The organism is Stenotrophomonas sp. AGC87 (assembly GCF_057333975.1).
The window spans coordinates 61,129-73,729 of sequence record NZ_JBHFHW010000040.1; the positions used below are offsets into that span (position 1 = coordinate 61,129).

The 12,601-nt window shown below is 66.3% G+C and carries 12 protein-coding genes; 2 read left to right on the forward strand and 10 right to left on the reverse strand.

Features of this window, described 5'->3' with window-relative positions; genetic code table 11:
- Positions 1–26: 26 nt before the first annotated feature.
- From ACE026_RS16365 to prpB, 8 genes are all read right to left on the reverse strand, one after another.
- The gene (locus ACE026_RS16365; RefSeq protein WP_486039916.1) at positions 27–1,484 is read right to left on the reverse strand and encodes a bifunctional 2-methylcitrate dehydratase/aconitate hydratase; all 1,458 of its coding nucleotides are present in this window, start codon (positions 1,482–1,484) and stop codon (positions 27–29) included.
- 20 nt (positions 1,485–1,504) lie between these two features.
- Positions 1,505–2,689, reverse strand: a complete 1,185-nt coding sequence (gene prpF, locus ACE026_RS16370; protein ID WP_486039917.1) for a 2-methylaconitate cis-trans isomerase PrpF — start codon at positions 2,687–2,689, stop codon at positions 1,505–1,507.
- An 80-nt stretch (positions 2,690–2,769) separates the two neighbouring features.
- Positions 2,770–3,096: a type II toxin-antitoxin system RelE/ParE family toxin gene (locus ACE026_RS16375; RefSeq protein ID WP_486039918.1), complete on the reverse strand. Its 327-nt coding sequence runs from the start codon at positions 3,094–3,096 to the stop codon at positions 2,770–2,772.
- Positions 3,083–3,340, reverse strand: a complete 258-nt coding sequence (locus tag ACE026_RS16380; protein ID WP_123730480.1) for a type II toxin-antitoxin system ParD family antitoxin — start codon at positions 3,338–3,340, stop codon at positions 3,083–3,085. The genes ACE026_RS16375 and ACE026_RS16380 overlap by 14 nt, the downstream gene beginning before the upstream one ends.
- A gap of 41 nt (positions 3,341–3,381) precedes the next feature.
- Positions 3,382–4,098 carry a hypothetical protein gene (locus ACE026_RS16385; RefSeq protein ID WP_486039920.1) on the reverse strand — a complete coding sequence of 239 codons (717 nt, stop codon included), beginning with the start codon at positions 4,096–4,098 and terminating at the stop codon, positions 3,382–3,384.
- A gap of 97 nt (positions 4,099–4,195) precedes the next feature.
- Positions 4,196–6,811, reverse strand: coding sequence for a Fe/S-dependent 2-methylisocitrate dehydratase AcnD (acnD, locus tag ACE026_RS16390; RefSeq protein WP_486039922.1), 2,616 nt, complete (start codon positions 6,809–6,811; stop codon positions 4,196–4,198).
- Positions 6,812–6,950: 139 nt separating this feature from the next.
- Positions 6,951–8,108, reverse strand: coding sequence for a bifunctional 2-methylcitrate synthase/citrate synthase (gene prpC, locus ACE026_RS16395; RefSeq protein WP_486039924.1), 1,158 nt, complete (start codon positions 8,106–8,108; stop codon positions 6,951–6,953).
- A 27-nt stretch (positions 8,109–8,135) separates the two neighbouring features.
- Positions 8,136–9,026, reverse strand: coding sequence for a methylisocitrate lyase (gene prpB, locus ACE026_RS16400; RefSeq protein WP_123730476.1), 891 nt, complete (start codon positions 9,024–9,026; stop codon positions 8,136–8,138).
- Between the two features lie 163 nt (positions 9,027–9,189).
- Between prpB and prpR the strand changes: the two genes are divergently transcribed.
- Complete coding sequence (gene prpR / locus ACE026_RS16405) at positions 9,190–10,806, forward strand: propionate catabolism operon regulatory protein PrpR (protein WP_486040001.1); 1,617 nt, start codon at positions 9,190–9,192, stop codon at positions 10,804–10,806.
- 1 nt (position 10,807) lies between these two features.
- Here the strand turns inward: prpR and pdxH are convergent, their stop codons facing one another.
- Positions 10,808–11,407 carry a pyridoxamine 5'-phosphate oxidase gene (gene pdxH, locus ACE026_RS16410; protein ID WP_486039926.1) on the reverse strand — a complete coding sequence of 200 codons (600 nt, stop codon included), beginning with the start codon at positions 11,405–11,407 and terminating at the stop codon, positions 10,808–10,810.
- A 41-nt stretch (positions 11,408–11,448) separates the two neighbouring features.
- Here pdxH and ACE026_RS16415 point away from each other — a divergent pair, with 41 nt between their 5' ends.
- Entirely contained in the window at positions 11,449–12,276 is an 828-nt protein-coding gene (locus ACE026_RS16415; protein ID WP_486039927.1) for a kinase, read from the forward strand.
- Positions 12,277–12,302: 26 nt separating this feature from the next.
- Here ACE026_RS16415 and ACE026_RS16420 read toward each other — a convergent pair whose 3' ends face one another.
- Positions 12,303–12,506 carry a dodecin family protein gene (locus ACE026_RS16420; RefSeq protein ID WP_123730473.1) on the reverse strand — a complete coding sequence of 68 codons (204 nt, stop codon included), beginning with the start codon at positions 12,504–12,506 and terminating at the stop codon, positions 12,303–12,305.
- Positions 12,507–12,601 lie beyond the last annotated feature (95 nt).

The following is a 12,601-nucleotide window of genomic DNA, read 5'->3' on the forward strand; positions in this document are numbered from 1 at the left end:
GGACGGTAGCCGATCAACGGTCGGCTCTACCCGGCGACGTAGAGGTCCACGTACTCGTGCACCGGCATCGCTTCCAGCGCGACCGGGTCCAGCGATGCCTCCAGGATCCGGCGCTGCTGCACGGTCGGGAACACCCCGGCCAGGTGACGGCGGAACTTGTCCTCCAGCAGCGGGATGCCCTCGGCCCGGCGCCGGGCGTGGCCCAGCGGGTACTCGACCACGGCCTCCATCGTGCTGCCATCGGCGAAGGTCACATGCAGCGCGTTGGCGATGCTGCGCTTGTCCGGGTCCAGGTAGTCGGCCGTGAACTGCGGCGCTTCCACGCAGGTGATCTTCGCCCGCAGCGGATCGATGCGCGGATCGGCCGCCACGTCATCCTCGTAGTCCTCGGCAACCAGCCGGCCGAAGATCAGGCCGATCGCCACCATGTACTGCACGCAGTGGTCACGGTCGGCCGGGTTATGCAGCGGACCGGGTTTGTCGATGATGCGCAGGCAGGCCTGCTGGGTGCGCAGGGTGATCTGCGCGATGTCTTCGCTGCGTTTGCCGCTGGCGCGCATCTGCGCATGCACCTGCATCGCCGCTTCGACCGCGGTCTGGCCATGGAACTCGGCCGGATAGCTGATCTTGAACAGCACGTTCTCCATCACGTAGCTGCCGTACGGCCGCTGGAAGCGGAACGGCTGCCCGCCGAAGGAGACATCGTAGAAGCCCCAGGTCGGCGCGGTCAGCGCGCTGGGATAGCCCATCTCCCCTGCCGCGGCCATCAGCGACAGGCGCACCGCACGGCTGGTGGCATCACCGGCCGCCCAGCTCTTGCGCGAGCCGGTATTGGGCGCGTGCCGGTAAGTACGCAGCGACTGGCCATCCACCCAGGCCAGCGAAAGCGCATTGAGCATGCGCCCGCGATCCAGGCCAAGCATGTGCGACACGACCGCGGTGGAGGCGACCTTGACCAGCACCACATGATCCAGCCCGACCCGGTTGAAGGCGTTCTCCAGCGCCAGGCAGCCCTGGATTTCATGCGCCTTGACCATCGCCTCCAGCACATCGCGCATGGTCAGCGGCGCCCGCCGCAGCGCCTCGGCATTGCGGCTGAGCCAATCGGCGGTGGCGAGGATGCCACCGAGGTTATCGGAAGGATGTCCCCACTCCGCCGCCAGCCAGGTGTCGTTGAAATCCAGCCAGCGGATCATCGCGCCGATGTTGAACGCGCCCTGCACCGGATCAAGCTCGAAGCGCGTCCCTGGCACCCGCGCGCCGTTGATCACCTGCATGCCGGGTACCAGCGGCCCGAGCAGCTTGCTGCAGGCCGGGAACGAAAGCGCCGCCAACCCGCAGCCCAGCGTATCGATCAAGCAGTGCCGCGCGGTGGTGTACGCCAGCGGCGAGCTGACCTGGTAATCGCGGACGTAATCGACGATGTCGGTCAGGACCGTGTCCCAGGCGGGGCGCTGGTTGCTGTGGCTGTCATGACCGGACATCGCGATTCTCCTGTTAGGCGTTACAACGTGGTGGCAGGCACCCGTACCGCACCGTCCATCAATACGCGGGCACTGCGGCTCATGATGGCCTTGGTGACCGTCCACTGACCGTCAACGCGTGCCGCCTGCGCGCCCACGCGCAGCGTGCCGGAGGGATGACCGAAGTTCACCGATTCACGCTCACCGCCACCGGCGGCCAGGTTCACCAGCGTGCCCGGGATGGCGGCGGCGGTGCCGATGGCGACCGCGGCGGTGCCCATCATCGCGTGGTGCAGCTTGCCCATGGACAGCGCGCGCGCGTGCAGATCGATATCCCCGGCGGCGATCTGCTTGCCGCTGGAGGACACGTAGTCCTGCGCGGGGGCGACGAAGGCGACCTTGGGCGTGTGCTGGCGGGTCGCGGCCTGTTCAATGGTCTCGATCAGCCCCATGCGCACCGCGCCGTGCGCGCGGATCGCTTCGAAACGCGCCAGGGCCACCTTGTCCTCGTTGATCGCCGGCTGCAGTTCGGTACCGGTGTAGCCCAGGTCAGCCGCGTTGAGGAAGATGGTCGGAATGCCGGCGGTGATCATCGTGACCTGGAAGCTGCCCACGCCAGGCACGTCGAGCGTGTCGACGAGGTTGCCGGTCGGGAACATCGCCCCACCCTCGCCATCATCGGAGGGATCCAGGAACTCCAGCTGGATCTCCGCGGCCGGGAAGGTCACGCCATCGAGGTCGAAATCGCCGTCCTCCTGCACCTGGCCCTCCACGATCGGCACGTGCGCCAGGATGGTCTTGCCGATGTTGGCCTGCCAGATGCGCACGGTGCACAGGCCGTTGTGCGGAATCCGCGCCGGATCAATCAATCCGTTGCTGATCGCGAACGGTCCCACCGCGGTACTGAGGTTGCCGCAGTTACCGCTCCAGTCCACGAAGGCGGTCTCGATCGCCACCTGGCCGTACAGATAATCCACGTCGTGGTCCGGTACCGACGGTGCGGAAATGATCACGCACTTGCTGGTGCTGGAGGTCGCGCCGCCCATGCCATCGGTGTGCTTGGCATACGGATCAGGCGAGCCGATCACGCGCATCAGCAACGCATCGCGCGCCGGGCCGGGCACCTGCGCGGCGGCGGGCAGGTCGGTCAGTTTGAAGAACACGCCCTTGCTGGTGCCACCGCGCAGGTAGGTGGCAGGAATGCGGAGCTGGGGAAGATGGGTCATGAAATCATGTCCGTGCAGGATGGATGGGGACGAGCGGATGCTTCATCCGTTTGAAGGGCGCTGCGTGCACTGGGGAACGGTCACGGCATCTGATCCATCAATGCATCCAAACCGCGCGAGGCATCCCAAACGCGAAGTATGTCAACGCGGTCCGGAAGGTCGAGGTAATAGATCAGATAGCGATCAAAGACGGGCAGCACCGTGAATCGCAGCGGGACCGGCAGTTCCTCGGTGACCCAGGCATGCCGAGCCGATCCTGCCTCAGGAAACGCTGCAATCCGCGCCAACGCGGCATCCACCGTTGCAATGAACCGTTCGCCCAGTGCCAGCCCGCCCTGACGCGCGAACCAGAGCGCAGCCTCGGCCACGTCCCGTTCCGCGCGTGGCCGCCACTCAATCGGCTTCACGGTCCAACCGCTCTGCCAGATCCTGGCGCATCCGTTCGAAGGTCGCCGGGGTGACCGGAACACTTGGGCCAGACGCCAGGCCCTCCGCAATCAACCGGCGCAGCAGCTCTTCGGCTTTTTGCCGCTGGCGCTGGCGGATCAGGTCGCGCACGTAATCGGACGTACTGGAGTACCCGCCCTGGGTGACTTCCTCATCGACAAACTGCTTGAGCGGATCGGTGAGCGAGATGTTCATCGTGGCCATGATCAGACCTCTTTGGCAATTTTTGCCATAAAAGTGTGCACCTACCTTTCATTGATCGCAACTCCGCCTCGTTCATCCCGCCGCTCCGCTATTTCGGCCACCGCGCTACGACGCTCCCAGCGGAACAGCCACAGGATGATCAGCTTGGTGCTTCCGCTGACCACGGCCAGCAGCAGCAACGGCCAGCCCAGACGCAGGCCCATGGCGAAGGCGAACACTATGGTGGAGATGTCCATCAGCAGGATCAGCTGGCTCATCTGCAGCGACACCGCGCCCGTGCGGCCGGAGCGCCAGATCAGCAGGATCTGGTGCGCATAGCCCTGGGCCAGCAGCGCGGTAACGGCCACGATCATCGCCGAGGCGAGCACGCGACCCTCATCCACGTGACGCTGCCCCCAGACCAGCCCAGCCAGCGCACATAGCAGCGCGAGGCAAGCCAGCGCCAGCCCGCTGATGGCCGCGCGGCTGCGCCGGTCCATCCAGATCTCGCGCAGGATCAGCAGCACAAGTATCGAGGCAAGCAGGCGCGGCCAGACAATGAAATGGTTGAACGGCTGGATGGAGTAGCCGTAGACGAAGAACGACAGGTACGCGAGGAAACTCACCGTGAACTGGTTGAGCGACAGGATGTCGGTGGCGATTGCGCCCGGCGTCCCGCTCGCGCGGCGCTGCCATACCTTGCGCAGCTGGGCCCACACACCCACAAGGCTCAGCAGGATGAAGGCGGTATTGATCGCGCCCGCCACCGTGTAAAACATGTCGCCGCCTGTCCTTGTTGTTGTGGAACCTACGCGCCGATGGCCCCATGCCAGCGACGCGCCAAGCCCGCACCTCGCGGGCGGGCCTGGCATACCGTCACATCGCCTGCGCCGATTCCAGGAAGTCCTGCGCGAACCGCTGCAGCACGCCACCGGCCTCGTAGATCGAGACCTCTTCGGCGGTATCCAGCCGGCAGGTGACCGGCACCCGCAGCTGTTCACCATTGCGGCGATGGATGACCAGGGTCAGCTCGGCACGCGGCACACGCTCGCCCAGCACGTCGAAGGTTTCGGTGCCGTCGATGCCCAGGGTCTTGCGGTTGACGCCTTCCTTGAATTCCAGCGGCAGCACGCCCATGCCGATCAGATTGGTGCGATGGATGCGCTCGAAGCCTTCGGCGGCGATGGCTTCCACGCCAGCCAGGCGCACGCCCTTGGCGGCCCAGTCACGCGAGCTGCCCTGGCCGTAGTCGGCACCGGCGATGATGATCAGCGGCTGCTTGCGGCCCATGTAGGTTTCAATCGCTTCCCACATGCGGGTGACCTCGCCTTCCGGCTCCACGCGCGCAAGCGAGCCCTGCGTGACCTGGCCATCGACCACGGCCATTTCATTGATCAGCTTCGGGTTGGCAAACGTCGCACGCTGCGCGGTGAGGTGATCGCCGCGGTGGGTCGCGTAGGAATTGAAGTCTTCCTCGGGCAGGCCCATCTTGGCCAAGTACTCGCCGGCCGCGCTGCTGGCCATGATCGCGTTGGACGGCGACAGGTGGTCGGTGGTGATGTTGTCGCCGAGCACCGCCAGCGGGCGCATGCCGGTCAGGCTGCGGGCACCGGCCAGCGCGCCTTCCCAGTACGGCGGGCGGCGGATGTAGGTGCTCTGCGGGCGCCAATCGTACAGCGGGCTGATCGGGGCGCCGTGCTCCACCTTGAAGGTGAACATCGGGTCGTAGACCTTGCGGAACTGTTCCGGCTTGACGCTGGCCTTGACCACCGCATCGATCTCGGCATCGCTCGGCCACAGATCCTTCAGCGTGATCGGGTTGCCGTCGGCATCATGGCCGAGCGCATCCTTTTCGATATCGAAGCGCACCGTACCGGCGATCGCATAGGCCACCACCAGCGGCGGCGAGGCCAGGAAGGCCTGCTTGGCGTAGGGGTGGATGCGGCCGTCGAAGTTGCGGTTGCCCGAGAGTACGGCGGTGGCATACAGATCGCGATCAATCACTTCCTGCTGGATCTTCGGGTCCAGCGCGCCGCTCATGCCGTTGCAGGTGGTGCAGGCGAAGGCGACGATGCCAAAGCCCATCTGCTCCAGTTCGGTCAGCAGGCCGGCTTCCTCCAGATACAACTGCACGGCCTTGGAACCGGGCGCCAGCGAGCTCTTCACCCACGGCTTGCGGGTCAGGCCGGCGCGGTTGGCGTTGCGCGCCAGCAATGCCGCGGAGATCACGTTGCGCGGGTTGCTGGTGTTGGTGCAGCTGGTGATCGCGGCGATGATCACCGCGCCATCGGGCATCAGGCCATCGGCCTGTTCCTGCTTGCCCGAGGCCAGCTTGCCTTCATCGGCGATGCCGCGCGCAGCCAGATCGGTCGTCGCCACGCGCTTGTGCGGGTTGGACGGGCCGGCCATGTTGCGCACCACGGTGGACAGGTCGAACTGCAGCACGCGCTCGTACTGCGCGGTGACCAGGTCGTCAGCCCACAGGCCGGTGGCCTTGGCGTAGGTTTCCACCAGCGCGACCTGCGCATCCTCGCGGCCGGTCAGGCGCAGGTAGTCCAGGGTCTGCTGGTCGATGTAGAACATCGCCGCGGTGGCGCCGAACTCCGGCGTCATGTTGGAAATGGTGGCGCGGTCACCGATGGTCAGCGCGTTGGCGCCTTCACCGTAGAACTCGATCCACGCACCGACCACACGCTCCTTGCGCAGGAACTCGGTCAGCGCCAGCACCACGTCCGTGCAGGTAATGCCCGGCTGCGGGCGGCCGGTCAGCTCCACGCCGATGATGTCGGGCAGGCGCATCCAGGAAGCACGACCGAGCATCACGCTCTCCGCTTCCAGGCCACCCACGCCGATCGCGATCACGCCCAGCGCGTCCACATGCGGGGTGTGGCTGTCGGTGCCCACGCAGGTATCCGGGAAGGCCACGCCATCGCGCACCTGCACGACCGGCGACATCTTCTCCAGATTGATCTGGTGCATGATCCCGTTGCCCGGCGGAATCACGTCGACGTTCTTGAACGCTTTCTTGGTCCAGTTGATGAAGTGGAACCGGTCTTCATTGCGGCGGTCCTCGACGGCGCGGTTCTTCTCGAACGCAGCCTTGTCGAAGCCGGGGAATTCCACTGCCAGCGAGTGATCCACGATCAGCTGGGTCGGCACCACCGGGTTGATCTGCGCCGGGTCACCGCCGGCATCGGCGATGGCATCGCGCAGGCCGGCCAGATCGACCAGGGCGGTCTGGCCGAGAATGTCATGGCACACCACGCGGGCCGGGAACCACGGGAAATCCAGGTCCTGGCGGCGCTCGATCAGCTGGCGCAGCGAGGCCTCCAGCGTGGCCGGATCGCAGCGGCGCACCAGGTTTTCGGCCAGCACGCGCGAGGTATACGGCAGCGTGGCATAGGCACCGGGCTGGAGCGCGTCGATCGCGGCACGGGTATCGAAATAGTCCAGCGCGGTGCCGGGAAGGTTCTTGCGGTACTGAGTATTCATGGCTGGCGATAGCTGCTTGTTGGCGGGCCGGGGCGTCGTGACACCGGCGAAGAAGGAGTAGCGACGCCGCAACGGAGCAGACCGGCATCGCGCCGGCCTGGTCCGCAATGCACCCGCGAACGGGTGCGGTACGTCTTTCTTACTTGCGCTGGTCGATCGGCACGAAGGCCTGGTCTTCAGGGCCGGTGTAGTTCGCACTCGGGCGGATGATCTTGCCGTCGATGCGCTGCTCGATGATGTGCGCGCTCCAGCCGGAGGTGCGTGCGATCACGAACAACGGAGTGAACATGGCCGTCGGCACGCCCATCATGTGGTAGCTGACCGCGCTGAACCAATCCAGGTTCGGGAACATCTTCTTGATGTCCCACATCACCGATTCCAGACGCTCGGCGATGTCGTACATCTTGACGTTCTGCTGCTCGGCGGACAGGTCGCGCGCGACCTCTTTGATGATGTTGTTGCGCGGATCGCTGACGGTGTAGACCGGGTGGCCGAAACCGATCACGACTTCCTTGCGCTCCACACGGGCCTTGATGTCGGCCTCGGCATCATCCGGATTGTCGTAGCGCTTCTGCACTTCAAAGGCCACTTCATTGGCGCCGCCGTGCTTGGGACCGCGCAGGGCACCGATGCCGCCGGTGATCGCGCTGTACATGTCACTGCCGGTGCCGGCGATGACGCGGCAGGCGAAGGTCGAGGCGTTGAACTCGTGCTCGGCATACAGGATCAGCGAGGTGTGCATCGCCTTGACCCACGAATCCTGCGGCTTCTCACCGTGCAGCAGGTGCAGGAAATGGCCACCGATGGAGTCGTCGTCGGTCTCCACGTCGATCGCGCGGCCGTTGTGGCTCCAGTGATACCAGTACAGCAGCATCGAGCCCAGGCAGGCCATCAGCTTGTCGGCGATGTCGCGCGCGCCCGGATGGTTGTGGGCGTCCTTCTCCGGCGACACACAGCCGAGCACGGACACGCCGGTGCGCATCACGTCCATCGGGTGCGCCGAGGGCGGCAGCTCTTCCAGCGCGGCCTTGACCGCGGCCGGGATGCCACGCAGCGACTTCAGCTTGGTCTTGTAGGCGACCAGCTCAGCGCGGGTCGGCAGCTTGCCGTGGACCAGCAGATGCGCGATTTCCTCGAACTCGCTGGTGTTGGCCAGATCGGCGATGTCATACCCGCGGTAGTGCAGGTCGTTGCCGCTGCGGCCGACAGTGCACAGCGCGGTGTTGCCGGCAGCGGTGCCCGACAGGGCGACGGATTTCTTCGGCTTGAAGCCGGGGGCGGTAGTGGTGTCGCTCATGATCCCTCCAGAAAACAGTGTGCGGTCTTACTTCTTGGCGGCGAACAACGCATCGAGCTGCTGCTCGAAGGCGTGGTAACCGATACGGTCGTAGAGTTCCTCGCGGGTCTGCATCGCCTCCACCACATTACGCTGGTGGCCCTCGCGGCGGATGGTCTCATACACGTTCTCTGCCGCCTTGTTGGCAGCGCGGAACGCGGACAGCGGGAACAGCTGGATGGCGACGCCGGCCGAGGCCAGCTCATCGCGGCTGAACAGCGGCGTGGCGCCGAACTCGGTGATGTTGGCCAGCACCGGCACCTTCACCGCATCGACAAAGCGGCGGTAGGTCTCCAGATCGTAGGCGGCCTCGGCAAAGATGCCGTCGGCACCGGCCTCGACGCAGGCGATGGCCCGTTCGATCGCCGCATCCACGCCATCGACCTGGATGGCATCGGTGCGCGCGATCAGGAAGAAGTCCGGATCGGTCTTGGCATCGGCGGCGGCCTTGACCCGGTCCACCATCTCGCCCTGCGACACGATCTCCTTGCCCGGACGATGACCGCAGCGCTTGGCGCCGACCTGGTCTTCGATGTGGCAGGCGGCCGCACCGGCCTTGATCAGCGACTTGACCGTACGCGCGATATTGAACGCGCTCGGGCCGAACCCGGTGTCGATATCCACCATCAGCGGCAGGTCGCACACATCGGTGATGCGGCGCACGTCGATCAGCACGTCTTCCAGGGTGTTGATGCCCAGGTCCGGCAGGCCCAGCGAGCCGGCCGCGACGCCGCCGCCGGAGAGGTAGATCGCCCGGTAGCCGGCGCGCTTGGCCAGCAGCGCGTGGTTGGCGTTGATCGCGCCGATCACCTGCAACGGCGATTCGGCGGCCAGTGCGGCGCGGAAACGGGCGCCAGCGGAGGAAACAGGGGTGCTCATGCGGCATTCCATCGTGATTGACCTGTCGATAAGCGCAAGGGCCGTGCCAGCTGGCAAGTATCTGATTTCATTGAGGCAGTGCGATGACCGAAGCGTTTCACCTTGAAACATTGAAACATCTGTAACATGGCTGGAACTGAAACATCGAAACATGCCCATGTCGATCAGCCTGCCCCGTCACCGTTCCCGCCTGTCCGATCCGGATGCCGGCCAATTGCCCGTGATCTGGACGGTCAGCGTGTCGCGCCTGACCGGCCTGCTCGGCGATGTGATTCCGGAGTTCGACCGCCGCGCCCGCATCGTGCCGATCAATCTCGGCTTCGAGGAGGCAGTGGATGTGATCGGCCAACGCCTGCGGCGCGAACACTGCGACGTGGTCATCGCCGGGGGCTCCAATGCGGCCTACCTGCGCAGCCGGCTGGAGGTACCGCTGGTGCCGATCCAGGCCAACGGCTTCGACCTGATGGAAGCGCTGGCGCGCGCACGCCGGATCGCCCCGCGGATCGGCCTGGTCACACATGCCACCGATGTGCCGACCTTCGGCAGCTTCCAGCACAGCTTCGGGCTGGACATCGAGCACCGCCGCTTCGTGACCCGTGAGGATGCGCGCGACTGCATCGCCGATCTGCGTGCCAACGGTATCGAGGTGATCGTCGGCACCGGCATGGCGATCGACCATGCCGAGCAGGTCGGCCTGCCCGGCGTGCTGCTCTACTCGGCCGATTCGGTGCGGCAGGCGTTCGAACATGCCTTGGAGCTGACCCAGACCCTGGCTCGTTCCGGGGCATCGTCACTGCGGCGGCGGGCACCGGCCAAGCGCCGGGATGCGGACCACGCCCTGCTCGGCGACAGCGCGCCGATGCAGCAGGTGCGCGAGAACATCGCGCTGTATGCCCCGTACGACAGCACCGTGCTGGTGACCGGCGCGACCGGCACCGGGAAGGAACTGGTGGCGCGGCAACTGCATACCGCCAGCGGCCGCCGGGGTCGTTTCGTCGCGCTGAACTGCGGGGCGATCAGCGAGTCACTGCTGGAAGCCGAGCTGTTCGGTTACAACGAAGGCGCGTTCACCGGCGCACGTCGTGGTGGCCGTGTCGGTCTGGTGGAAGCCGCCGAGGGCGGCACCTTGTTCCTCGATGAAATCGGCGAACTGCCGCTCCCGCTGCAGACCCGTCTGCTGCGGGTACTGGAAGAGCGCGAAGTGCTGCGCGTGGGCGCCACCGAGCCGACGCCGGTGGACGTGCGCGTGGTTGCGGCCACGCTGCAGACACTGGAATCGCTGGTGGACGCGCAGCGCTTCCGCCGCGATCTGTACTACCGCCTGGCCGCACTGCGCATCGCGCTGCCGACGCTGCACGACCGGCGCGAGGATGTCCCCTTGCTGGTGAACCACTTCTTCCGGCAGCTGGCAGGTACGGATTCGCCCCTCTCGCCCGAGGCGCTCGCACGGCTGCGCGACTACGCCTGGCCGGGCAATGTGCGCGAACTGCGCAACATGGTCGACCGCCTGCGCATCCACTGGCAGCAGCAGCCGGGTGCGCTGTCGCTGCCGCAGATGCTGCAGTGGTTGCCGGAGCTGCATGCGGTGCAGCGCCCACGGGTACTGCCAGGCGCCGGCGCCCCGACAGCGCTCAGCGCTGCCTCGCCGGCGCGACCGGATGCGGCCGCGCTGCAGCAGTTGCTGGCCGACTGCGGCGGCAACCGCGAGCAGGCCTGCGCACAGCTGGGGGTCTCACGAACGACGCTGTGGCGTTGGCTGCGCGAGGCAACACCTGCCTAGATCAGGGGAACAGCATCCGCTTGCTCCACTGCCCGTCCGCGCCGATCTCGTAGCACCAGCGCTCATGCAGGCGGAACTGCGCGCCGTACCAGAACTCGATCCGCTGCGGCACCACGCGCAGCCCGCTCCAACCTTCCGGGCGCGGCACATCGCGGCCCTCGAAGCTGGCCTCGGTGGTGGCCACGCGCGCGTCGAATTCCTCGCGCGAGCCCAGTGTCCTGGACTGCAGCGACGCCCACGCACCGATCTGGCTCATGCGCGGCCGCGAGGCGAAATACGCATCGGCCTCGGCATCGCTGACCTGCTCCACGCGGCCTTCGATACGCACCTGGATGCCGGCTTCGCGCAGACTGCGCCACAGGAACAGCAGCGCCGCCTGCGGATTGGCCTGCAGCTCACGGCCCTTGTGACTGTCCAGGTGGGTGTAGAACACGAAGCCGCGCTCGTCGAACGCCTTCAACAACACCGTCCGCGCGGAGGGCTGGCCGCTCTGGTCGGCCGTGGCGACGGTCATCGCATTCGGTTCGACCTCGCGGCTTCCCTTGGCTTCTTCGAACAGCCCGGTAAAGGTGGACAACGCTTCGGCATACAGATCGGTCATGGCGGTTTTCTTGTCACGCGGTTTGGGTTTATTGTCGCTGCATGTCTGCACCTGCGTACATGCCCCCGACGAAAGGTTTTCCGGATGCACTGGTCGCGCAGGCGCTGGACGACGCGCTGAGCTGCAGCGCGGCCGTTCCAGTATTGGCGATCAGCGGCCTGCAGGGGAGCGGCAAATCGACGCTGGCGGCCCAGGTGGTCGCATTGGCGGCATCGCGCGGCCTGCGTGCGGCCATGCTCTCCATCGACGATGTGTACCTCACCCGTGTCCAGCGCCAACGTCTGGCGCGGCAGGTGCACCCGCTGCTGCTGACCCGCGGCCCGCCGGGCACCCACGATCTGGCCTTGGCCCATGCCACGTTGGCCGCCGTTGCGGCCGGCGGCCCGGTCGCCCTGCCCCGCTTCGACAAACTCGCCGACGAGCGCCTGCCCGAAAAGGACTGGCCACTCATCGACGGCCCGCTCGACCTGCTGGTGTTCGAAGGGTGGTTCCTGGGGACACCGGCGCAGGCCGAGACCGATCTGGAGCCCCCCCTCAACGCGCTGGAACGCGAGGCCGATGCGGATGGCCGCTGGCGCCGCTGGTGCAATCACGCCCTCGCCACCGACTACCCCGCGCTGTGGCAGCGCTGCGACCGGCTGTGGTTCCTGCAACCGCCGGATTTCTCGGTGATCCCGCGCTGGCGCTGGCAGCAGGAGCAGAACCTGCAGGCGGCCCAGCCCGACCGCAGCAGCATGAGCCGCGCCCAGCTGGAGCGCTTCGTGCAGTACTACGAGCGGGTCAGCCGCCAGGCACTGCGCACCTTGCCCGCGTTGGCAGATACCGTCATTGCGCTGGACGAGCAGCGCCGGATCATCGCGACGCGCTGACCACGGTCACCACAGGGCGCGCGGGATCAACCGACCAGGAAGGTCACCCGCAGATTCACCCGCCATTCGGTGATATTGCCCTCGCCATCGGTCACCACCTTGGTTTCATTGATCCAGGCGCCCTGGATGCCTTTGACCGTCTCGGCCACCTTCTTCAGGCCACTGCGTACGGCGTCTTCCACGCTGGTCTTGGAGGACGCGTTGATCTCGATGATTTTGGCGACGGACATGGGGCGCTCCGGTGGCGCGCGGGACAGTCCGCGCCGGCCCACCATGGGGGCCGGCGCGTAAAGGCAATGGCACGGAGATGTTAGGATCGAGGGTA

What these genes read in the sequence shown, in the direction of transcription:
- ACE026_RS16365 (WP_486039916.1), bottom strand. Translation starts at nt 1,484, where the DNA reads ATGTCCGGTCATGACAGCCACAGCAACCAGCGCCCCGCCTGGGACACG.
- prpC (WP_486039924.1), bottom strand. Translation starts at nt 8,108, where the DNA reads ATGAGCGACACCACTACCGCCCCCGGCTTCAAGCCGAAGAAATCCGTC.
- ACE026_RS16420 (WP_123730473.1), bottom strand. Translation starts at nt 12,506, where the DNA reads ATGTCCGTCGCCAAAATCATCGAGATCAACGCGTCCTCCAAGACCAGC.
- prpF (WP_486039917.1), bottom strand. Translation starts at nt 2,689, where the DNA reads ATGACCCATCTTCCCCAGCTCCGCATTCCTGCCACCTACCTGCGCGGT.
- ACE026_RS16385 (WP_486039920.1), bottom strand. Translation starts at nt 4,098, where the DNA reads ATGTTTTACACGGTGGCGGGCGCGATCAATACCGCCTTCATCCTGCTG.
- ACE026_RS16415 (WP_486039927.1), top strand. Translation starts at nt 11,449, where the DNA reads ATGTCTGCACCTGCGTACATGCCCCCGACGAAAGGTTTTCCGGATGCA.
- acnD (WP_486039922.1), bottom strand. Translation starts at nt 6,811, where the DNA reads ATGAATACTCAGTACCGCAAGAACCTTCCCGGCACCGCGCTGGACTAT.
- pdxH (WP_486039926.1), bottom strand. Translation starts at nt 11,407, where the DNA reads ATGACCGATCTGTATGCCGAAGCGTTGTCCACCTTTACCGGGCTGTTC.
- ACE026_RS16380 (WP_123730480.1), bottom strand. Translation starts at nt 3,340, where the DNA reads ATGGCCACGATGAACATCTCGCTCACCGATCCGCTCAAGCAGTTTGTC.
- prpB (WP_123730476.1), bottom strand. Translation starts at nt 9,026, where the DNA reads ATGAGCACCCCTGTTTCCTCCGCTGGCGCCCGTTTCCGCGCCGCACTG.